This is a genomic window from Janthinobacterium sp. SUN176 (assembly GCF_030587335.1).
Lineage (GTDB): Bacteria > Pseudomonadota > Gammaproteobacteria > Burkholderiales > Burkholderiaceae_D > Janthinobacterium > Janthinobacterium kumbetense.
On record NZ_JAPWIA010000001.1, the window covers coordinates 2,705,967 to 2,726,698 of the forward strand.

At 61.8% G+C, this 20,732-nt stretch carries 20 protein-coding genes; 1 reads left to right on the top strand and 19 read right to left on the bottom strand.

Annotation, left to right across the window (positions count from 1 at the left end):
* Positions 1-5: 5 nt before the first annotated feature.
* From tpiA to rpsO, 10 genes are all read right to left on the bottom strand, one after another.
* Entirely contained in the window at positions 6-755 is a 750-nt protein-coding gene (gene tpiA / locus O3299_RS12225) for a triose-phosphate isomerase (protein WP_305062409.1), read from the bottom strand.
* 72 nt (positions 756-827) lie between these two features.
* The gene (locus O3299_RS12230; protein ID WP_305062410.1) at positions 828-1,808 is read right to left on the bottom strand and encodes an NAD(P)H-quinone oxidoreductase; all 981 of its coding nucleotides are present in this window, start codon (positions 1,806-1,808) and stop codon (positions 828-830) included.
* Between the two features lie 71 nt (positions 1,809-1,879).
* Positions 1,880-2,488 carry a tetratricopeptide repeat protein gene (locus O3299_RS12235; protein WP_289898460.1) on the bottom strand — a complete coding sequence of 203 codons (609 nt, stop codon included), beginning with the start codon at positions 2,486-2,488 and terminating at the stop codon, positions 1,880-1,882.
* Between the two features lie 64 nt (positions 2,489-2,552).
* Positions 2,553-3,314 carry a GIN domain-containing protein gene (locus O3299_RS12240; protein WP_099388387.1) on the bottom strand — a complete coding sequence of 254 codons (762 nt, stop codon included), beginning with the start codon at positions 3,312-3,314 and terminating at the stop codon, positions 2,553-2,555.
* A gap of 109 nt (positions 3,315-3,423) precedes the next feature.
* Positions 3,424-3,633 (bottom strand): hypothetical protein, encoded by a 210-nt coding sequence (locus O3299_RS12245; protein ID WP_305062411.1) that lies wholly within the window; start codon positions 3,631-3,633, stop codon positions 3,424-3,426.
* 162 nt (positions 3,634-3,795) lie between these two features.
* A complete protein-coding gene (locus O3299_RS12250; protein WP_305062412.1) occupies positions 3,796-5,748 on the bottom strand; it encodes a methyl-accepting chemotaxis protein in 1,953 nt (650 codons plus the stop codon).
* Between the two features lie 121 nt (positions 5,749-5,869).
* A complete protein-coding gene (locus O3299_RS12255; protein ID WP_251351421.1) occupies positions 5,870-6,166 on the bottom strand; it encodes a hypothetical protein in 297 nt (98 codons plus the stop codon).
* Positions 6,167-6,175: 9 nt separating this feature from the next.
* On the bottom strand, positions 6,176-6,871 hold the full coding sequence (locus O3299_RS12260; protein WP_305062413.1) for a hypothetical protein: 696 nt from the start codon (positions 6,869-6,871) through the stop codon (positions 6,176-6,178).
* Positions 6,872-7,097: 226 nt separating this feature from the next.
* Positions 7,098-9,215 carry a polyribonucleotide nucleotidyltransferase gene (gene pnp / locus O3299_RS12265; RefSeq protein ID WP_010399742.1) on the bottom strand — a complete coding sequence of 706 codons (2,118 nt, stop codon included), beginning with the start codon at positions 9,213-9,215 and terminating at the stop codon, positions 7,098-7,100.
* Between the two features lie 232 nt (positions 9,216-9,447).
* The gene (gene rpsO / locus O3299_RS12270) at positions 9,448-9,717 is read right to left on the bottom strand and encodes a 30S ribosomal protein S15 (RefSeq protein WP_010399743.1); all 270 of its coding nucleotides are present in this window, start codon (positions 9,715-9,717) and stop codon (positions 9,448-9,450) included.
* A gap of 185 nt (positions 9,718-9,902) precedes the next feature.
* Here rpsO and bamE point away from each other — a divergent pair, with 185 nt between their 5' ends.
* Positions 9,903-10,400 (top strand): outer membrane protein assembly factor BamE, encoded by a 498-nt coding sequence (bamE, locus tag O3299_RS12275; protein WP_305062414.1) that lies wholly within the window; start codon positions 9,903-9,905, stop codon positions 10,398-10,400.
* Positions 10,401-10,532: 132 nt separating this feature from the next.
* Here the strand turns inward: bamE and O3299_RS12280 are convergent, their stop codons facing one another.
* The 9 genes from O3299_RS12280 to O3299_RS12320 all read right to left on the bottom strand — a co-directional run bounded on the left by O3299_RS12280 (position 10,533) and on the right by O3299_RS12320 (position 20,277).
* Positions 10,533-12,077, bottom strand: coding sequence for a 2-isopropylmalate synthase (locus tag O3299_RS12280; protein WP_289898465.1), 1,545 nt, complete (start codon positions 12,075-12,077; stop codon positions 10,533-10,535).
* Between the two features lie 48 nt (positions 12,078-12,125).
* The gene (pssA, locus tag O3299_RS12285; protein ID WP_077407095.1) at positions 12,126-12,977 is read right to left on the bottom strand and encodes a CDP-diacylglycerol--serine O-phosphatidyltransferase; all 852 of its coding nucleotides are present in this window, start codon (positions 12,975-12,977) and stop codon (positions 12,126-12,128) included.
* Between the two features lie 157 nt (positions 12,978-13,134).
* Positions 13,135-13,902 carry an SIMPL domain-containing protein gene (locus O3299_RS12290; protein ID WP_305062415.1) on the bottom strand — a complete coding sequence of 256 codons (768 nt, stop codon included), beginning with the start codon at positions 13,900-13,902 and terminating at the stop codon, positions 13,135-13,137.
* A 101-nt stretch (positions 13,903-14,003) separates the two neighbouring features.
* The gene (locus O3299_RS12295; protein WP_251351414.1) at positions 14,004-14,759 is read right to left on the bottom strand and encodes an SIMPL domain-containing protein; all 756 of its coding nucleotides are present in this window, start codon (positions 14,757-14,759) and stop codon (positions 14,004-14,006) included.
* A gap of 206 nt (positions 14,760-14,965) precedes the next feature.
* Positions 14,966-16,204 (bottom strand): MFS transporter, encoded by a 1,239-nt coding sequence (locus O3299_RS12300; protein ID WP_370385277.1) that lies wholly within the window; start codon positions 16,202-16,204, stop codon positions 14,966-14,968.
* 190 nt (positions 16,205-16,394) lie between these two features.
* Positions 16,395-16,805 (bottom strand): hypothetical protein, encoded by a 411-nt coding sequence (locus O3299_RS12305; protein ID WP_305062416.1) that lies wholly within the window; start codon positions 16,803-16,805, stop codon positions 16,395-16,397.
* A gap of 156 nt (positions 16,806-16,961) precedes the next feature.
* Positions 16,962-17,978, bottom strand: coding sequence for a ketol-acid reductoisomerase (ilvC, locus tag O3299_RS12310; RefSeq protein WP_034750044.1), 1,017 nt, complete (start codon positions 17,976-17,978; stop codon positions 16,962-16,964).
* A gap of 74 nt (positions 17,979-18,052) precedes the next feature.
* Entirely contained in the window at positions 18,053-18,544 is a 492-nt protein-coding gene (ilvN, locus tag O3299_RS12315) for an acetolactate synthase small subunit (protein WP_010399754.1), read from the bottom strand.
* Between the two features lie 2 nt (positions 18,545-18,546).
* A complete protein-coding gene (locus tag O3299_RS12320; protein ID WP_305062417.1) occupies positions 18,547-20,277 on the bottom strand; it encodes an acetolactate synthase 3 catalytic subunit in 1,731 nt (576 codons plus the stop codon).
* Positions 20,278-20,732: the final 455 nt, after the last annotated feature.

Sequence of the window (20,732 nt, forward strand, 5' to 3'; positions counted from 1 at the left end):
GTAATTCAATCAGCGGCGTGAATAATCGCCAGGAAATCCGCCGCCTTCAATGCTGCTCCACCGATCAGACCGCCATCGATATCCGGCATCGCCATCAATTCTTTTGCGTTCTCCGGCTTCATGCTGCCGCCGTACAGAATTTGCACGCCGGCGGCCGCTACCGCATTCTTTGCCACCAGCTGGGCGCGCAATACCTGATGCACGTCCTGCGCCATTTGCGGCGTGGCGGTCTTGCCCGTGCCGATGGCCCAGACTGGCTCATAGGCCAGCACCAGTTTCGCCACGTCGTCGCCACCAATGGCCGCCAGCACGGCGCCCAGTTGCTGCGCCACCACGGCATTGGTCTGACCCGCTTCGCGCTGCGCCAGGGTTTCGCCGATGCAGACGATAGGCGTGATGCCCGCCGCCAGCGCCGCAACCGTCTTGGCCGCCACCTGCGCATCGCTCTCGCCATGGTAGGCGCGGCGCTCGGAATGCCCGATCACCACATAGCCGCAGCCGAAATCCTGCAGCATGGCGGCCGAGATTTCTCCCGTGTAGGCGCCGCTGGCGTGCGCGGACACATCCTGCGCGCCCCAGCCCAGAGCCGTGCCTGCCAATTGCGCCTGGCACTGCGCCAGATACGGCGCAGGCACACAGACGGCGCTGGCGGCGCCAGAGGCAGCCAGGCCAGCAACTATTTCAGACAATAACACCGCGTTCGAGGTGCGACTGCCGTTCATTTTCCAATTTCCGACGACGAGTTTGCGACGCATAGTAGCCTAAATTCTAATAACCCGTCATTCTAACTCCGGCACCGATGCCGGTCAAACAGGCAGTGCCCCGTTTCAGGCAACTTGCAACATGATCTTGCCCACGTGCGTGCTCGCCTCCATCAAGGCATGCGCCTCGTTGGCTTTTTCCAACGGGAAAGTTTGATAGATCACGGGCTTGATCTTGCCCGCCTCGATCAGCGGCCAGACGGTCGCGCGCAAATGGCTGGCGATGGCCGCCTTGAAGGCGACGGAACGGGGACGCAGGGTGGAACCCGTCACCGTCAGGCGGCGGCGCAGCAAGCTACCCAGGTCCAGTTCCGCCTTGGTGCCGCCCTGCACGGCGATCAGGCCGATGCGGCCATCGTCGGCCAGGCAATCGATTTCGCGCGGCAGGTAGTCGCCGCCCACCATGTCAAGGATGACGTCGACGCCTTTGCCACCGGTCAAATCCTTGACGACGGCGACAAAATCTTCCGTGCGGTAATTGATGCCCCGTTCGGCGCCCAGCGCCTCGCAGGCGCGCGCCTTCTCGTCGCTGCCCGCCGTGGCGAACACGCGATGCCCCAGTGCAGCCGCCAGCTGGATGGCCGTCACGCCGATGCCGGACGTGCCGCCCTGCACCAGTAACGTTTCGCCATCGGCCAGCGCGCAGCGGTCGAAGACATTGCTCCATACGGTAAAGAAGTTTTCCGGCAGGGACGCGCCTTCCAGCGCCGTCAAGCCTTGCGGCAAGGGCAGGCACTGGCCGCTTGGGGCGGCGCAGTATTCGGCATAGCCGCCGCCCTGCACCAGCGCGCAGACGAGGTCGCCCTTCCTGAATCCGGTGTTAGTAAAGTCGCCATCGACGATTTCGCCCGCCACTTCCAGGCCCGGCAAGTCGGATGCGCCGGCGGGCGGCGCATACTTGCCCAGGCGCTGCAGCACGTCGGGACGGTTGATGCCGGCCGCGTGCACCTTGATCAGCAGTTCGCCCGCCTTATATTGCGGCATGGGACGTTCCGCGATCTGCAAAACGTCGGCGGGACCTGGCTGGCTGATGGCAACTGCACGCATGGCGGGACTCTCTCAAGGGAAAACGGCGATTGTACGCCAAGCCGCCCTCCCCTGCAGACCACCGCCCCGTCTTAACCGGCGCCCGTTTTCGACTGGCGCGGCAAGGGCGTGCCCGGCTTCCATTTCGCCGACAGGGCTTGCCCCTCTTCGACTTGCTCATGCGTCATCTTGCGCACCACGGCGGCGCGCTGGTCGGCCGCATTCGCGTTGCCGTTCGCGGCCGCCAGATTCCACAGCATGTAGGCGATGACGTTATCCTGCTGCACGCCGCCCATGTGGTAGCGGTACATCAGGCCCAGCACCTGCTGCGCCTCGGCATGGTTCTGCTCGGCCGCCTTGCGGAACCAGCCCACGGCCTGCTTATGATCCTGCAGCACGGCGTTGCCCGTGTAATACATGGCACCCACCACATACTGGGCGTCGGCCTTGCCCTGCTCGGCCGCCTTGCGGTGCCAGAACATGGCTTGCTTGTAATCCTGCGGCAAGCCCCGCCCCATGTAATACATCAAGCCCAGCAAGTGCTGGGCATCGGCGCTGCCGGTCTTGGCAAGGGGCAATATTTCCTTGTAGGCCAAGGCGTAATTCTTGTTGTTGTAGGCACTGGCGCCTTCGGCGAAGCCAGCCCGCGCGGGTAGCTGTATCGTCAACAGCATGAGTAATGTAATGATCAGTTTTTTCATCGGAATGGGATGTGGTCTGACTACTTATTCTTGTCCTGCCAATACGGCCTGCGACAGGATGCTTTTACTTCCAGCTAACTTTGCCCAGGCCCTCGACGCTGACATCGCGGTTGACCGGCTTGCCGTACACCACCACCGAACCGAGCCCGCTCAAGTTCAGCTTGGCATTCGTATGGGCATTCACCGTGGCGTTGCCGAGGCCGCTCAATTCCAGGTTCACGGCGTCCGCTTCGAATTGCTGCGCATTCAGGCTGCCCAGACCGCCCAGGCTGGCTTTCAAGAGTCGTCCGCGTCCGCCCAGCACGACAGAGCCCGCACCCTGCAAGTCCAGCTCGGCCCGCTCATTGTTACCGATCCATATCTGCATGCTGCCCACGCCGCCCAGGCTGGCATTGAGCTTGCGGTAGTCGCCCACCAGCTTGATGCTGCCCGCCCCTTCCAGCGACAGGGTCAGTTCCTCGCCCTTGAAACCCGTGATGTCCGTGCTGCCGAAGCCTTCCGAGCTCAGCTCGCGCAAATTCGGCAGGACCAGGTCGGCGCGGATCGATGAAGGGCCGATCTTGAAGCCGCGCACTTCCGTTTCGATGTGCAGGGTATCGCCGCTTTGCGCCGTGCTGACGTCGGCGATGTAGCGCTTGTCGGCCGTGATGCTCAGCGAAGGCACGTTGCCCTGGCGAATGCGCACCTCCATCACGCCATCGAGCTTGACGCGCACCACGCGGGCGTCGATGTTGCGCATTTCCAGCAAGCGGGTCTCGGCGGCCGCGCCGCGCACCAGGCCCAGAGTCGCCAGGAACAGCAGCGCCAATTGCAGTGTCTTTTTCATGTAGTGCATCCTCGGTATCTTGTTTTTATGTGTCGCGGCGCCCTCGTGGGACTCGCGCGCATCGCCGCTGGCTGCCACTGTAGCAGCAGCAAAAATTGCTGACAATCAATTATGCAAAACGGGCTTTTTCCAAGGCGGTCAGGCGCTTGGCCTTGACCACCACCACTTGCATGGCCGCCTTGTTCGCTGGCGCGGCCAGGGTGGCCGTGGAACTGGCCACTTGCAGGGCCGGGGCGGCCGGGGCGATGACGTAGCAGCTGGCGCCGAGCAGGATGGCGGCGGCAACGGCGATGACTTCCATGTTTTTAGCGACGTTCATTTGAATCTCCTCGGGTGTCTGGCAGTGGGCTTGCGGTATGGTGTCACTATAGCCATACCGCTCCCGGCAGACACGCCGATTGCGACGAACTGCGCTTTTGGCAGGCTGGCCTGACAAAAACGCGGATGAACGTGCCAAATAAGCGTCGCGATTGCTGTACGCTTAAAACTCTTCCCACTCGTCGGCGCCGGACTTGGCCGCCTTGACGGGCTTGGCCGGCGACAGTGCGCGGGCTGGCGCGCGCGGCGCGGGAGCACGAACGGCCGGCTTCACCTTGAGGCGGGTCACGGGCGCGGGCGCGGCGGCAGGGCCCGCATCACCGAGGCGGAACATGCCGACGGCTTGCGCCAGGTCCACGGCCTGCTCCTGCAGGCTTTCCGCGGCAGCGGCGGCTTGTTCGACGAGGGCCGCGTTTTGCTGCGTCATGGTATCCATGTGCGTGACGGCCGTATTGATCTCGCCGATGCCGGCGCTCTGTTCGCGGCTGGCCACCGTGATCTCGCTCATGATGGTCGTCAATTGCTGCACCGACGCCACCACCTGGTCCATGGTCTGGCCCGCCTCATCGACGAGGCGGCCACCCGCATCGACTTTTTCCACCGAATCGCCGATCAATTCCTTGATTTCCTTCGCCGCACCGGCAGACCGCTGCGCCAGGTTGCGCACTTCGGACGCCACCACGGCAAAGCCCCTGCCCTGCTCGCCAGCGCGCGCCGCCTCGACGGCAGCGTTCAGGGCCAGGATATTCGTCTGGAAGGCGATGCCGTCGATCACGCCGATGATGTCGACGATCTTGCGCGAGCTTTCCTGGATGCCGGCCATGGTGCCGACTACTTGCTGCACCACGCGGCCGCCCTTGGCCGCCACTTCCGAGGCGGACACGGCCAGCTCATTGGCCGCATGCGCGTTTTCCGCATTCTGCTTGACGGTCGACGTCAGCTCATCCATCGAACTGGCCGTTTCTTCCAGCGCGCCCGCCTGCGCTTCCGTGCGCGAAGACAGGTCGGCATTGCCTGCAGCAATATCGGCCGACTCGCTGCGCACCAGGGTGCTGATGCTGCGGATCTGCACCAGCACGGTAGCGATCTTTTCGACGAACAAGTTGAACGCCTTGGCGATCTGCGCCAGCTCGTCCGTGCCTTCCGCGTCGAGGCGGCTGGTCAGGTCGCCGTCGCCCGTGGCGATCGCTTCCATCGCGTCGCGCACCAGGCCCAGGCGGCGCAAGGCGCGCGCCACCAGCACGCTCAAGACCGTGGCGGCCAGGGCCAGCACCAGCAAGGCCGTCAAGGCCGAGGCGCGCAGCATGGAGCTCAAGGCTTGCGTCGCTTCTGCACGGTCAAGCACGGTCGCCAGCAGCCAGTCGCTGCCCGGCACCTTACTCACATGCAAGATGCCATTGCGTTCGCCCAGGCGGATGGCGGCGCCGTCACCGCTCTTTTCGATGTCGGCCAGCGCCTGCGCACTGAGGCCCGGGTCCAGCTCGGCCAGCGGCTTCAGGGTCAGCTTGCCGTCCGGGTGGGCGATGATCTTGCCGCCGCCATCGACGAGGAAGGCATAGCTGGACGCCGTCGGCTTGATCGAGGCGACGTTTTGCACCACCGCATCCATCATCACGTCGGCCGCCATCACGCCCGTCACGCTGCCCTTGCCGCCCAGCGGCTCGGCAAACGTCACCACAAGCTTGCCCGTGCTGGCCCCGATGTAGGGCGCCGTGATGATGGGGCCGCCCACTTCGGACGCCAGCTTGTACCAGGGCCGCGCCGTGGGATCGTAGTCGGCGGCGCGCTTGCGCTCCTGCGAAAAGACGGCGTGCTTGTCGGCAAAGCCGATATACGCCATGTCAAAGGTGCCGGCCTGCTCGGCCGCCTTCAGGGCCGGCAGCGGATCGGCCGCCGTGGCGCCCTGCTTGAGCGAGCCCACGACGGCTTGCTTGGAGCGCAGCCATTCGGCGATGGCCGCGGCATGGCTGTGCGACAACTGCAGCATCTGCGTGTCGAGCGCGGCCAGGGTGCTGGAGCGGGTAGTGAAAAAGTTGGCGATGGCGACGGCCAGCATGGCCAGCACGACGATGGAAACGGCGATGGCGATCAGCCGCGCCTTAAGGGAGGACAACATGGTGCATCCAATAAAAAAGAGAAAATCGGGAGGGATGCGCCATGGTCAGGGAATAAGATTTTGTCGTCAAGCAATACTGACAGTCAATTACCCATAAACAACAATTGATACCATATATTAATCAGATCTCGCCGCGCAGCTTGCGCAGGGCCGGCGATTCGCCGCCCGTCGCCTCGATGCGGAAACGGGCGAATGCCTGCTCCAGCTCGGGGTAACGGCGCAAGCCGCCTTCCGTGAAATAACGCCCGCCGGGGATATCGCCCCACGGCAGGGGCGTCGTCAAGGCGCCGCTGCCCGCCAGGGCCAGCAGCGGCTCCAGCGCGCTGCGCAGGTCGGCCACTTCTCCATCGGCGGGCGCCAGGCGCGTCAGCAACTGTTCCAGTTCGGCGGCATGGGCTTGCAGGCGCGGTTGATCCATCATCTCTCCTCAATTCTTGATCGTGCCGATCAGCACGGGGGCCGACCACAGGCTGCGGTTGGGCAGCAGATACTGCTGCGCCCCGCCCTTGCGCCGCACCAGCCCGCCCAGCTCTTCCGTCGGCGCCACCTGGCTGACGAACACGCTGACGGTACCCTTGGGCATGACCTGATACACATCATACAGCGGCGCCTCGCTCTTCAAGGGCAAGCCGAAACAGTCGGCCAGGCTGGCGCACTGGCCCGAAGCCAGCTGCAATTGCGCGCTGGTGGTGAAATACGGCGAGTACGGCGACACATTCTGGCCATGCGGCACGATCTTCACCAGCGCGGCCGACATGGCTTGCACATCGGGCAAGGTGCTGCCGGAGGCGAGCTGCTCGACCGCGCGCGCGTAAATCGTCTCGGCCGGGGCGGCAGGATCGGCGGCGCGCAGTTCGCGCAGGAATTGCTGGCCCGGCGCGCTGTCCAGGTAGGGATCGATGGCTTCGCGCTGCAAGCCCGCCGTCCTGAAGGTGCTGAGGTCATTGATTTCGCGCGCATGCACGGCGCGCAAGGCGTCGAGGTCTTGCGCCGGCATGGCCGCGGACGCGGCGGCGATAGGGATGGGCAACGGCACCGGCGTCGGTGCGCTGTCCAGCTGCGCCCGGACACCGGGCGCGAAGGCAAGCAGAAAGGCGGCGGCCAGCCCGCAGTATGTGCGCATGCTGCATCTCCTTGGAAGACTCGTTCAGGGGAAGATCCCATGCCGAATCTACAGAGAGCAGCGGCGGCCGATACGCGCTGGATCAAGGCCGGTGCAGACAGGCGGGCAAGCCGGCACACGCCTTCGATACAGCGCAAACGCGGCGCATAAAAAAACCGCCAGGGCTTGCGCGCCGGCGGTTTTTGAGCATGCGGCCGAAGCCGCACTCAGGCGAACCTGAAGGACATCAAGCGGCTGGCGCTTCGTTGCCTTCGGCAGCTTTCATCGACAGTTTCAAACGGCCGCGGTCGTCCGTTTCCAGCACTTTGACGCGCACCAGCTGGCCTTCTTTCAGGTAATCGGCCACGGCGTTGACGCGCTCGTTGGCGATCTGCGAGATGTGCAGCAAGCCGTCCTTGCCTGGCATGACTTGCACGATGGCGCCGAAGTCCAGCAGTTTCAGCACGGTGCCTTCGTAGGTCTTGCCCACTTCGACGGAAGCGGTCAGTTCTTCGATGCGGCGCTTGGCTTCCTGGCCGGCAGCAGCGTCGACGGAAGCGATGGTGACCACGCCTTCGTCGCTGATGTCGATCTGGGTGCCCGTCTCTTCGGTCAGCGCGCGAATCACGGCACCGCCCTTGCCGATCACGTCACGGATTTTTTCCGGGTTGATCTTGATCGTGATCAGACGCGGTGCGAAATCGGACAGTTCGGTTTTGACGTGCGGCATGGCTTTTTGCATTTCGCCCAGGATGTGCTCGCGGCCTTCCTTGGCTTGCGCCAGTGCCACTTGCATGATTTCCTTGGTGATGCCCATGATCTTGATGTCCATCTGCAGCGCCGTGATACCGTTGCGGGTACCGGCTACCTTGAAGTCCATGTCGCCCAGGTGATCTTCGTCGCCCAGGATGTCGGACAGCACGGCGAACTTGCCGCCTTCCTTGATCAGGCCCATGGCGATACCGGCCACGTGTTCCTTCATCGGCACGCCGGCGTCCATCAGTGCCAGGCAGCCGCCGCACACCGATGCCATCGACGAGGAACCGTTCGATTCCGTGATTTCCGATACCAGGCGCACCGAGTAGCTGAACTCTTCAGCTGCTGGCAGGGCGGCGATCAGCGCGCGCTTGGCCAGGCGGCCGTGGCCGATTTCGCGGCGTTTTGGCGTACCGACACGGCCCGTTTCGCCGGTGGCGAACGGAGGCATGTTGTAATGCAGCATGAACGAATCGGTGAACTCGCCCATCAGCGCGTCGATCTTCTGGCTGTCGCGGGCGGTGCCCAGGGTAGCGACGACCAGCGCTTGCGTTTCGCCGCGCGTGAACAGGGCCGAACCGTGGGTGCGTGGCAGCACGCTGGTGCGGATCGAGATCGGACGCACGGTGCGCGTGTCGCGGCCGTCGATGCGTGGCTCGCCGTCCAGGATTTGCGTACGCACGATTTTCGCTTCGATGTCGAACAGGATGTTGTTGACTTCAGCGCTGTCGATCGATGCGCCGCCGGCGGCAGCCGCTTCGGCCGACAGGTCGGCGATCACTTCCGACGTCGCTGCTTTCAGCTTGGCCGTACGCTCTTGCTTGTCCTTGGTTTGATACGCGTCATTGATCTTGGCGTTGGCGAAATGCGCGACGCGGGCGATCAGTGCTTCGTTTTTCGGCGCAGGCGCCCATTCCACTTCCGGCTTGCCGCCGTCACGCACCAGGTCGTGAATCGCGTCGATGACGACTTTCATCTGGTCGTGGCCGAAGACCACGGCGCCCAGCATGATTTCTTCGGACAGTTGTTTCGCTTCCGATTCGACCATCAGCACGGCCGTTTCGGTACCGGCGACCACCAGGTCCATTTCCGACGTTTTCAGTTGCTGGACGGTCGGGTTCAGGATGTACTGGCCATTGGCGTAACCGACGCGCGCGGCGCCGATAGGACCGTTGAAAGGCACGCCCGATACGCACAGGGCAGCCGAGGCGCCGATCATGGCGGCGATGTCCGGATCGATTTCAGGGTTGACCGACAACACGTGAATGATGACTTGCACTTCATTCAGGTAACCTTCCGGGAACAGCGGACGGATAGGACGGTCGATCAAACGGGATGTCAGTGTTTCTTTTTCGGAAGGACGGCCTTCGCGCTTGAAAAAACCGCCCGGGATTTTACCGGCAGCATAGGTTTTCTCGACATAATCAACCGTCAAAGGGAAGAAATCCTGGCCTGGCTTGGCATCTTTGCGTGCCACCACCGTTGCCAGAACGACGGTATCTTCGATCGACACCAGCACTGCGCCGGATGCCTGACGTGCGATTTCGCCGGTTTCCAGGGTCACTTGATGTTGACCGTACTGGAAGGTTTTCGTAACTTTGTTAAACATGGGGTATCCCTTTTCTAATTGCCGACAGATTTTCAGGGGCTGTCGTTCACCTCACCACAGGCGGCGTAAAAATGCTGCCTTTACTTGTTGCCACCTTTGCTACTTTACTTTTAAAACATGATATCGGTAGAGAATACTGTACTTCTCGACATAAATCCGGAATTCAAATGACAAAATGCCCGCGTCAGCGAACTGGCGCAGGCATTTCTGTATAAACCTTGTACGGCAAAAATTACTTGCGCAGACCAAGTTTAGCGATCAGGTCGCGATAACGGGTAGCGTCTTTAGCCTTCAGGTAGGACAACAGGCTCTTACGACGGTTGACCATCATGATCAGGCCGCGGCGGGAGTGGTGATCTTTCGAGTGGGCTTTGAAGTGGCCGTTCAGTTCGTTGATGCGAGCTGTCAGCAGTGCAACTTGCACTTCAGGGGAGCCGGTGTCGTTTTGACCACGTGCGTTGTCCGCGATGATAGCGGCTTTGTTGATGTTTTCTACTGTCATGATAAACCTTTCACATGCGGTGCACAGAGTCTGAACCCTATCCACCGTGAACTACGATTATTAAAATACTGGCCTATGCTGCCAACCAGACGCGCAAGTATATCGGAAAAATGCCCGCCTGTATCCTGCCGTGCGCGCTTTTCTCGGTGCATGATAGGGTTTTCCTGCATTTCAGGAGGTCAAACATGAAAAATCTGCTCAAATTAGCAACACCCATGCTGTTTGCCGTCCTGGCCGGCTGCGCCAGCTGGAACGTCCCGCAGCCGCAGCCGGGCGAACCGCGCGCCGCCGTGGAAGCGCGCCTGGGCCGGCCAAGCAACATCTACCAGCTGCCCACGGGCGCGGAACTGGAATACGCGACGGGTCCCTACGGCCAGTACACGTACATGGCCCGTTTCGGCCCCGACGACAAGCTCATTTCCTACGAGCAAGTGCTCGACACGCCGGGCTTTGCCCGCATCAAGGTGGGCGTATCGACCCAGCAAGACGTGCTGCACACCCTGGGCCGCCCGACGGAAAAATCCTACCTGCCGCTGCCCAAGCTCTACGTCTGGTCCTACCGCTACAAGGAATCGGGCGTGTGGGATTCCATGATGCACGTGCACTTCGACCACGACGGCATCGTGCGCATGATGATGAACGGCCCCGATCCGGCCAAGGAGGAGCGGCGGTTTTTCTGGTGATTCATTACCTGTGCAACAACGCCTGATAAAACCGTAGCGAGCGGAAGAGAGAGGTGGCTAAGAAGCGCAACCGTACTCTGGTACGGTGAGCATCAAATTCTGGGGTCAGACCCGGCGGGTCTGACCCCCGACTTACGGCTGCGGGTCGATGCGCTCATCCTTGGCATGCAGTTTATTCAGTGCCGACAGATACGCCTTCGCCGACGCGACGATGATGTCCGGATCGGCGCCCACGCCGTTGACGATGCGCCCGTCGCGCGACAATCGCATGGTGACTTCGCCCTGCGACTGCGTGCCCGTGCTGATGGCATTGACGGAGAACAAGACCAGCTCCGCGCCGCTGGCGGCCGCGCTTTCGATGGCGTTGACGGTGGCGTCGACGGGGCCGTCGCCCCGCCCTTCGCAGCTCAGTTGCTTGCCGCCGACGAGGAATTCCACGCGCGCATGCGGCACGGCGCCCGTCGTCGACTGCTGCGTCAGTGAAATGAAACGGTAGTGCTCACTTTCCTGCGCCTGCTGTTCCTCGCTGACGAGGGCCATGATGTCTTCGTCGAAAATCTCGGATTTCCGGTCCGCCAGTTCCTTGAAACGGATGAAGGCGGCATTGATGTCCGCTTCCGATTCCAGCGCGATGCCCAGCTCGTGCAGCCGCTGCTTGAAGGCGTTGCGGCCCGACAATTTTCCCAGCACGATCTTGTTGGCCGTCCAGCCCACGTCTTCGGCGCGCATGATTTCATACGTCTCGCGCGCCTTCAAGATGCCGTCCTGGTGGATGCCGGACGCGTGCGCAAAGGCGTTCGCGCCGACGACGGCCTTGTTCGGCTGCACGGCAAAGCCCGTGATCTGCGACACCATCTTGGATGCCGCCACGATTTGCGTCGTGTCGATACCCACCGTCAAGTTGTAATAGGCGGCGCGCGTGCGCAGCGCCATCACCACTTCTTCCAGCGCCGTGTTGCCGGCCCGCTCGCCCAGGCCATTGATCGTGCATTCGATTTGCCGCGCGCCGCCTATCATGACGCCGGCCAGGGAATTGGCCACAGCCAGGCCCAGGTCGTTATGACAATGGACAGACCAGATGGCTTTATCTGAGTTCGGGATGCGTTCGCGCAAGCGTTTGATGGTGGCGCCAAAGATTTCCGGCACGGCGTAGCCCACCGTATCGGGGAAATTGATGGTGGTGGCGCCCTCGGCGATCACGGCTTCCAGCACGCGGCACAGGAAATCCTCGTCGGAGCGGCTGCCGTCTTCGGGGCTGAATTCGATGTCGTCCGTGAACTGGCGCGCGTAGCGCACGGCGTTTTGCGCTTGCGTAAGCACTTGCTCTGGCGTCATGCGCAGCTTCATCTGCATGTGCAGGGGCGACGTGGCAATAAACGTGTGGATGCGCTTGCGCTCGGCCGGCGCCAGCGCTTCGGCGGCGCGGGCGATGTCGCGGTCGTTGGCGCGCGACAGCGAGCAGATGGTCGATTCGCGCACGGCGCCGGCTATCGCCCGTATCGACTCGAAGTCGCCTTGCGAGGCGGCGGCGAAGCCCGCTTCGATCACGTCGACCTTCAGGCGCTCGAGCTGCTTGGCGATGCGCAGCTTTTCCTCGCGCGTCATGGAGGCGCCCGGCGATTGCTCGCCGTCGCGCAAGGTGGTGTCAAAAATGATGAGTCGGTTGCTGGTGCTCATGGCTGCTCCTGGCTGGCTGAAGACTGGCGACGCTACCGACTCAGCGCATCAATGCTCGGGGTCGGTCTGGATGATGCTGACGGGCTTGCCCTTCGCCATGCGCCAGAAGAACACGGCGTAGCCGGACAGGCCATAGGCCACGAAAATCGGGAACAGCACTTTCGGCGGGTCGATGGAGATGAGCGCAAAGAACAATGCCAGCAGGAATACCACGATGAACGGCACGGACTTGCGGAAATTCACATCCTTGAAGCTGTAGAACGGCACGTTGGTGACCATGGTCAGGCCGGAAAACAGGGCGATCGCCCACGACACCCAGGCCAGCTGGTTGCCGGCAAATTCCAGGTCGTTCATCAACAGGATGAAGCCGGCCACCATGGCGGCGGCCGCCGGGCTGGGCAAGCCCTGGAAGAAGCGCTTGTCGACCACGGCGATATTCGTGTTGAAACGGGCCAGGCGCAAGGCCGCGCCGGCGCAATACACGAAGGCGGCCAACCAGCCCAGCTTGCCCATGCCGCGCAGCGACCATTCGTAGATCACCAGCGCGGGCGCGGCGCCGAACGACACCATGTCGGACAGGCTGTCGTACTGGGCGCCGAATTCGCTCTGCGTATTCGTCAGGCGCGCGATGCGGCCGTCGAGGCCGTCGAGGATCATGGCGATGAAGATGGCCCAGGCCGCGTGTTCGAATTTCTGGTTCATGGCCATGACGATGGCGTAGAAACCGCAAAACAGGGCTGCCGTCGTGAAGGCGTTCGGCAACAGATAGATGCCGCGGCGGCGCAAGGTTTTCTTGCCAGTGCCATCGGTCACCGGCTGGCGCACGAATTTGCTGAAGCGGGACGCTTTGGATGCTGCGGGGGTGCCGTTCTTGCCTCTACGACGGGGGAAGTTTGCCATGTTGTTCCATATCTTGTGTACTGCGGGGGAATCGGTGCCAGATGGCGGGCGCATGACTGTCTCGCCATGCGCCCGCCGATATTGCCATTATAGAGGAGCTACCGCCAAAGAAAAGCGTAGCGGCGTCAAGCTGACAATATTGATCCCGAAGCTAGCCTTATTTGAACTTGACCTTCGCCACCAGGCCCATGTTGAGGGTCGTTTCGCCTGGCTCGAAGCTCGGCTCGGCCACCTGGTTGCCGCCATAGCCCATGGCGTCGGCACTCATGTTGCGCGCGCCGGCCACGCTGACGCGCTGCGCGTAATTGCCCGAGCCTTCGAAATCGATGGTGTCGATCACGGCGTCATTGACGTTGCGGCCCATGGCGCCGGCGATGGCGGCCACGCGTTCGTTCAGGTTCCTGTAGGCGGCGGCGATGCGCTGGTCGTCGAGCTTGCGGATGGTGGCGGGCGCCAGGCCGAAGTTCAGGCGGTTCAGGGTCAGCACGCCTTGCGCTGCGGAAACGGTTTTCGGCAAGGCGGCCAGGTTGGTCGTCGTGACCTGCAGGTATTGGCCCACTCTCCAGCCCGTCGGCACGCGCGGCTTGGCGGCGACGCCTGGCGGCAGCGGCGCCGTTTCCGGGTACACGGCATACGTGTAGTAGCCCTGGGTCTTCAGCACGGCTTGCGGATCGGCTTTCTTGACGATGGCGGCGCCCTGGTTCATCTTCTGGTTCACGCGCGAGGCGGCGGCGGCCTTGTCCTTGTCCTGCTCTTCGATGGCCAGGGTGACGGTCACCTGGTCATTCGCATGCACGACTTCGCCGTTGGCGGGCACCACCACGAGGGTGCCGGAAGTGGGCAAGGCCTGGGCTTGTGCGCCCAGGGCAACGGTAGCGGCGGCGGTAACGACAGCGGCGGCCAGCATGGTTTTCATGACGGTCATGGTGTTCTCCTGAAAAATAATGGGGCAAAAACGACCATGGGGCCAACAGCCCCATGATTTTTAAAACAGTCTAACGCGGAATTGTTTCCACGCTAATGCACTTACTTGAACTTGACCTTGCCGACGACACGCATGTCGAGCGTCGTTTCGCCCGGCTCGAAGCTCGGTTCGGCGACGGTGCTGTCTTCGGCCATCTTGGCGCTGCGCATCATCATCGGCGCGGCGGCAGCACGGTTTTCGGTGACATAGTTGCCCGAACCTTCGAAGTCCACCGTATCGAGCACGGCGTCGGCAACGTTGCGGCCCATGGCCTTGGCGATGGCGGCCACGCGTTCGTTCAGGTTCTTATACGTGGCGGCGATGCGCTGATCGTCCAGCAGGCGGATGGTTTCCGGCTTCAGGCCGAAATTCAAGCCATTCAGGGTCAGCACGCCTTGCGCCGCCGACACGGTTTTTGGCAGGGTTGCCAGATTGGCCGTCGTCACTTCCAGGTACTGGCCCACGCGCCAGGCCGTTGGCAAACGCGGCTTGGCCACGGCGCCGGCTGGCAATGGGCGCTCTTCCGGATACACGGGATAGGTGTAATAGCCGTACGATTTCAATGCCGCCGACGGGTCGGCCTGCTTGACGATGGCGATGCCCTTGTTCATCTTCTGGTTGACTCGCGACGCGGCGGCAGCCTTGTCCTTGTCCTGTTCTTCGACGGCCAGGGTAGCGACCACCTGGTCATTGACATGCTTGACTTCGCCAAACGCGGGTACGACCACCAGGGTGCCGTTGGTCGGCAGGGATTGGGCTTGTGCGCTCAGGGCAACGGTGGCTGCGGCGGCAACAAGGACGGATTTCATCACGGTCATGGGGTACTCCTAGGTAGTTAATATGGCTGACAGCCCGCGAAAGGGGTGGCTGTTGCCACCTCTTTCGCTTGAGAAACTTGTCAAACTGTGTAGATTCTAACGCCTCATTCATTCCTGTGGCGCAAATTAACAAATCGTCACAAAATGTGCTTGCCAGTCACATCTGCTCACATTTCAATACACCGTCATTCAAAATAACAATGTTATTAGTGGCCCGCCACCGGGCCGCCGCTGCGCCGGCCCGGCTTGAAACTGTAACGCCGCGCGCGCCAGGCGATGGTCAAGGCCACCAGCAGCAAGGCCAGCATGGCCCAGGGGAACGAGGCCGCGCCATAGCCGTCCAGCAGCACGCCGCCCGCCAGGCCGCCGCCCGCGATGGCCACGTTCCAGATGGTCGCCACCATCGCCTGCGCCACATCCATGCCGTCGCCGGCCGCGTCGGCCGACGCCGTCTGCAGCAAGGTGCCGGCGCCGCCAAAGGTAACGCCCCAGATGGCCATGCTGACATAGATGACGGCCGGCGAGTCCATCGCCAGGCCCAGCGCCACCACCACGCAGGCCAACGCGGCGAGGCAGCCCAGCACGAGCGGGCGCAGCCAGCGGTCGATCAGTTGGCTGACCAGCCAGATGCCGGCCAGCGAGCCCACGCCATACACGAGCAGCACCAGGTCGATGCGGGGACGCAAGCCGGACGGCGCCAGGAACGGCGCGATATAGGTATACAGAATGTTATGCGCCAGCATCCAGGCGACGATCACCGCCAAGATCGGCCGCACGCCCGGCGTCAGGAACACTTGGCGTATGCTCAGCCGCTCACCATTCTTTTGCCCCGGATAATCGGGCACGGCCACCAGTATCCAGGCGACCAGGACCACAGCCAGGCCGGACATGATGCCGAAGATGCTGCGCCAGCCCAGCACGCCGCCCATCAAGGTGCCCAGCGGCACGCCCAGCGACAGGGCCAGCGGCGTGCCGATCATGGCAATGGCCATCGCCCTGCCCTGCTGTTCCACGCTGACCATGCGGCGCGCATAGCCAGCCATCAAGCCCCAGGCCAGCCCGGCGGCCATGCCGGCCAGGAAGCGCGAAGCCAGCGCCACCATGTAATTGGGCGCCAGCGCCGTCATGGTATTAAAGACCAGGAAGCCGCCGACGGCCAGCAACAGCACCTTGCGGCGGCGCCAGCCGCTGGTCATGTCGGTCAGGGGGATGGCGGTCAGGATGGAGCCGATCGCAAACACCGTAACGAGCTGACCCGTCATGACTTCGGAAATGCCGAGGCCCTGCGAAATCTGCGGCAACAGGCCGGCGGGCAAGGTTTCGGCCAGGATGGCGATAAAGCTGGTCATCGCCAGCGCCAGCAAGGCGGCCAGCGGAAAGCGTCGGGAAATGGCAGTGCCGGCAGGGCCTGAAACAGGCACGGCGGCGGTCATACGGTCAGTCATGTGGGTACCTCGGGTTGCGCAGGCAGCGCCTCAACGAGCCTGGCGTGCTATCAAATAGCGGTAATGCGCGTTGCGGTCGGCAGATACCGAAACAGATGCAGCGATATGAAACTGCAAAGGAAGGGCGGAATTGTAGCGCAAACGCCGCGACGGCGTGCGCAGGGAAATAGCCGTGTTCAGGCAGCCATGCTCAGGCTGGCGTCATGCAGGCATCATTAGCCGCCTTGCGTGGCGAAAACCAGGCATTCGATTTCGGACTGTACAGGAAGGCGCAGATGACGGCGAACATGAGCGCGCCAGGCAAGACGTCCATCTTGACCGGCAAGGTCGCCAGGCAGAGCGCAATGTCGATCACACCCCACACCAGATACACCGTGCGCGCGCCACGCTGCCGTTGCAGCATGGCCAGCGCCGCCACCAGGGTGATGCCCTGGCTGAAGAGCAAAATCGCGTATTGCACTTCGGCGGGAATCGCGCCGTCCCCCATTGCGGCCAGCATGGCGGGGTCGTGGCGGCCGAGGAAAGCCGACACCAGCGCCAACAGCGAGCCGATGACCAGAAACCAGCAGCTGACGGCAACCGCAACGGGGCGCTTGACCACATGAAGATTCCCGACAAAAACTTTAGAAAAAACAAGCATGAGGCTGACGGTATTGTTGAATGGGCCTGATTGTAACGGATGTTGCCAGCCAGGCGCCGGCGCACATAAAAAAGCCGGCTTGCGCCGGCTTTTTTATGGTGAATCAGCAAAAAATGCTTAGTTTTTCGACTGGTCGACCATCTTGTTTTTCGCGATCCAAGGCATCATGGCGCGCAGTTTCGCGCCCACTTCTTCGATCTGGTGCTCGGACGTCAAACGACGGCGCGAGATCAGGGTCGGTGCGCCTGCCTTGTTTTCCAGGATGAAGCTCTTCGCGTATTCGCCCGTTTGAATGTCTTTCAGGCATTGACGCATCGCATCCTTGGTGGCCGACGTCACGACTTTAGGACCGGTCACGTATTCGCCGTATTCGGCGTTGTTCGAGATCGAATAGTTCATGTTGGCGATGCCGCCTTCATAGATCAGGTCGACGATCAGCTTCAGTTCGTGCAAGCACTCGAAGTAGGCCATTTCAGGCGCGTAACCGGCTTCCGTCAGGGTTTCGAAGCCGGCCTTGATCAGTTCCACGGCGCCGCCGCACAGCACGGCCTGTTCACCGAACAAGTCCGTTTCGGTTTCTTCACGGAAATTCGTTTCGATGATGCCGGCACGGCCGCCGCCGTTGGCCGAGGCGTACGACAGGGCGATATCGCGGGCGATGCCCGATTTGTCCTGGTACACGGCGATCAGGTGAGGCACGCCGCCGCCCTGGGTGTAGGTGGCGCGCACGGTGTGGCCCGGGGCTTTCGGCGCGACCATGATCACGTCCAGGTCGGCGCGTGGCACGACTTGGCCGTAATGCACGTTGAAGCCGTGGGCAAAGGCCAGCACGGCGCCTTGCTTGGCGAACGGGGCGATGTTTTCGTTGTAGACCTGGGCGATGTTTTCATCCGGCAACAGGATCATGATGACGTCGGCCGCTTTCACGGCGTCGTTGACTTCCGCCACTTTCAAGCCGGCTTGCTCGACCTTGGTCCACGACGCGCCGCCCTTGCGCAGGCCGACGGTGACGTTGACGCCCGAATCGTTCAGGTTTTGTGCGTGTGCATGACCTTGCGAACCGTAGCCGATGATGGCAACGTTTTTGCCTTTGATCAAGGAGAGGTCAGCGTCTTTGTCGTAAAAAACTTTCATGGTATTTCCTATAATTTGATGATGCGTTGTTGTTTTAAATACGGCGCCAGGGCCGCGTAGAGCTGCTTGTATTTTTATACTTTGAGGATGCGTTCGCCGCGGCCGATGCCGGAACCACCCGTGCGGACGGTTTCCAGGATGGCGGCGCGGTCGATCGAATCGATGAACGCGTCGAGCTTGACCTTGTTGCCGGTCAGTTCGATCGTGTACGTCTTTTCGGTGACATCGATGATGCGGCCACGGAAGATATCGGCGGTGCGCTTCATTTCCTCGCGCTCCTTGCCCACGGCACGAACCTTGATCAGCATCAACTCGCGTTCGATATGCTGGCCTTCGGTCAAGTCCACCACCTTCACCACTTCGATGAGGCGGTTCAAGTGCTTGGTGATCTGCTCGATGATGTCGTCCGAGCCGCTGGTGACAATGGTCATGCGCGACAGGGTCGAGTCTTCCGTCGGCGCCACGGTCAACGTTTCGATGTTGTAACCGCGTGCCGAGAACAGGCCCACCACGCGCGACAGGGCGCCCGCTTCGTTTTCCAGCAAGACAGAAATAATATGGCGCATGATTAGAGGTCCTCCGAGCCGAGCATCATTTCGGACAGGCCTTTGCCGGCTTTCACCATGGGCCACACGTTTTCGGACTGGTCGGTAATGAAGTTCATGAATACCAGCCTGTCTTTCATGCCAAACGCCTCTTTCAGGGCGCCGTCGACGTCGCCCGGTTTTTCAATTTTCATGCCCACGTGGCCATATGCCTCGGCCAGCTTCTCGAAGTCGGGCAGCGAATCCATGTACGACTCGGAATAGCGCGAACCGTAATCGATTTCCTGCCACTGGCGCACCATGCCGAGGAAACGGTTGTTGAGCATGATGATCTTCGGCGTCAAGTGATACTGCTTGCACGTTGCCAATTCCTGGATGCACATCTGGATCGAACCTTCGCCCGTGATGCAGGCAACGGTGGCGTCCGGGTTGGCCATCTGCACGCCCATGGCGTACGGCAAGCCGACACCCATGGTGCCCAGGCCGCCGGAATTGATCCAGCGGCGCGGCTTGTCGAAACCATAGTATTGCGCGGCCCACATCTGGTGCTGGCCCACGTCGGACGTGATGAAGGCGTCGCCCTTGGTGATCTGGAACACCTTTTCCACCACCGATTGCGGCTTGATGACGAGGTCGGAGGTCGGGTATTTCAGGCATTCGCGGCCGCGCCATTCGGCGATCTGCTTCCACCAGTTGCTCAAGGCATTGACGTTCGGCTTGGCTTCGGCCGCATCCAGTTGCGCGAGGAACTCGATCAGCACGTCCTTGACGTTGCCGACGATGGGAATATCGACCTTGACGCGCTTGGAAATCGACGAGGGATCGATGTCCACGTGGATGATCTTGCGCGGATGCGAGGCGAAATGTTTCGGGTTGCCGATCACGCGGTCGTCGAAACGGGCGCCGATGGCGATCAGGACGTCGCAATTCTGCATCGCCATGTTCGCTTCATAGGTGCCATGCATGCCGGGCATGCCGACATACTGCTCGCTCGAGGCGCGGTAGCCGCCCAGGCCCATCAAGGTGTTGGTGCAAGGAAAACCCAGGCGGTCGACCAGCTTGTTCAGCTCGGCCGAGGCGTTCGCCAGGATCACGCCGCCGCCCGTGTAGATCATCGGGCGTTCGGCTTGCAGCAACAGCTGCACGGCCTTGCGGATCTGGCCCGAGTGGCCCTTGTCGACGGGACGGTAGGAACGCATCTCGACTTCCTTCGGATAGTCGAAATGGCATTTGTGCATGCTGATATCCTTGGGGATATCGACCAGCACGGGTCCCGGACGGCCGGTACGGGCGATGAAGAAGGCTTTCTTGATCGTCGCTGCCAGGTCCTTGACGTCCTTGACGAGGAAGTTGTGCTTGACGACGGGGCGCGTGATGCCGACCGTGTCGCATTCCTGGAACGCATCCTGCCCGATGGCGTGGCTCGGCACCTGGCCGGAGATCACCACCATGGGAATCGAGTCCATGTACGCGGTGGACAAGCCCGTGACGGCATTCGTGACGCCCGGACCGGACGTGACGATGGCGACACCGACCTTGTTCGAGCTGCGCGAATAGGCATCGGCGGCGTGGATCGCGGCCTGCTCGTGGCGTACCAGGATATGCTGGAATTTGTTTTGCTGGAAGATGGCGTCGTAGATGTAGAGTACGGCTCCGCCCGGGTATCCAAAGACGTGCTCGACGCCCTCTTCAGCCAGACAGCGCACGACAATTTCTGCGCCCGTAATTGCTCCTGCTGCTGCTTCGGTATTCATGAAACATTCCTTTCAAGGTCCATTGGAGATTGATCGGATGTTCTTTCCTGACGAAGTTCGCTGTGCGCGACAGTGCTCCTGCTTCCCTTTTCATGCGGTCACGCAATTTCTTTGGGCACCCATAGATACCTTACAAAACAACGCTTAACGCAACTCGTTTGGCCGGAGTTTCTGTGGCGCCTGTACGAACCGCTCGCGCTTGTGGCGCGGGTTAGAACAAACTGCCTACAAATGAAAGCGCGTCTTGCCGCGGATGGCCTTGTGTGCCGGTCGCGACCTGACCATAGGGCTTTGGGGTGTTCAAAGCGTCCTATACGGTATCGCGTCGCACCATTATGGTCAAGGAAAATGTCAGCCGAAAGGCCATTTTGCGCGCACGGAGTGCAAAAACTCTGCGGAAACGCACATTTTTTGCTAGCATGCACGGGGTTGCAAAAAGCATACCCGCCCCCATT

Coding starts and splice junctions, on each gene's coding strand:
- O3299_RS12250 (WP_305062412.1), bottom strand. CDS start 5,748: ATGTTGTCCTCCCTTAAGGCGCGGCTGATCGCCATCGCCGTTTCCATC.
- O3299_RS12245 (WP_305062411.1), bottom strand. CDS start 3,633: ATGAACGTCGCTAAAAACATGGAAGTCATCGCCGTTGCCGCCGCCATC.
- O3299_RS12295 (WP_251351414.1), bottom strand. CDS start 14,759: ATGACCGTGATGAAATCCGTCCTTGTTGCCGCCGCAGCCACCGTTGCC.
- O3299_RS12230 (WP_305062410.1), bottom strand. CDS start 1,808: ATGCGTGCAGTTGCCATCAGCCAGCCAGGTCCCGCCGACGTTTTGCAG.
- O3299_RS12320 (WP_305062417.1), bottom strand. CDS start 20,277: ATGAATACCGAAGCAGCAGCAGGAGCAATTACGGGCGCAGAAATTGTC.
- pssA (WP_077407095.1), bottom strand. CDS start 12,977: ATGGCAAACTTCCCCCGTCGTAGAGGCAAGAACGGCACCCCCGCAGCA.
- O3299_RS12280 (WP_289898465.1), bottom strand. CDS start 12,077: ATGAGCACCAGCAACCGACTCATCATTTTTGACACCACCTTGCGCGAC.
- O3299_RS12255 (WP_251351421.1), bottom strand. CDS start 6,166: ATGGATCAACCGCGCCTGCAAGCCCATGCCGCCGAACTGGAACAGTTG.
- O3299_RS12300 (WP_370385277.1), bottom strand. CDS start 16,204: ATGACTGACCGTATGACCGCCGCCGTGCCTGTTTCAGGCCCTGCCGGC.
- ilvC (WP_034750044.1), bottom strand. CDS start 17,978: ATGAAAGTTTTTTACGACAAAGACGCTGACCTCTCCTTGATCAAAGGC.
- rpsO (WP_010399743.1), bottom strand. CDS start 9,717: ATGACAGTAGAAAACATCAACAAAGCCGCTATCATCGCGGACAACGCA.
- O3299_RS12240 (WP_099388387.1), bottom strand. CDS start 3,314: ATGAAAAAGACACTGCAATTGGCGCTGCTGTTCCTGGCGACTCTGGGC.
- O3299_RS12290 (WP_305062415.1), bottom strand. CDS start 13,902: ATGACCGTCATGAAAACCATGCTGGCCGCCGCTGTCGTTACCGCCGCC.
- O3299_RS12235 (WP_289898460.1), bottom strand. CDS start 2,488: ATGAAAAAACTGATCATTACATTACTCATGCTGTTGACGATACAGCTA.
- O3299_RS12260 (WP_305062413.1), bottom strand. CDS start 6,871: ATGCGCACATACTGCGGGCTGGCCGCCGCCTTTCTGCTTGCCTTCGCG.
- tpiA (WP_305062409.1), bottom strand. CDS start 755: ATGCGTCGCAAACTCGTCGTCGGAAATTGGAAAATGAACGGCAGTCGC.
- bamE (WP_305062414.1), top strand. CDS start 9,903: ATGAAAAATCTGCTCAAATTAGCAACACCCATGCTGTTTGCCGTCCTG.
- ilvN (WP_010399754.1), bottom strand. CDS start 18,544: ATGCGCCATATTATTTCTGTCTTGCTGGAAAACGAAGCGGGCGCCCTG.
- pnp (WP_010399742.1), bottom strand. CDS start 9,215: ATGTTTAACAAAGTTACGAAAACCTTCCAGTACGGTCAACATCAAGTG.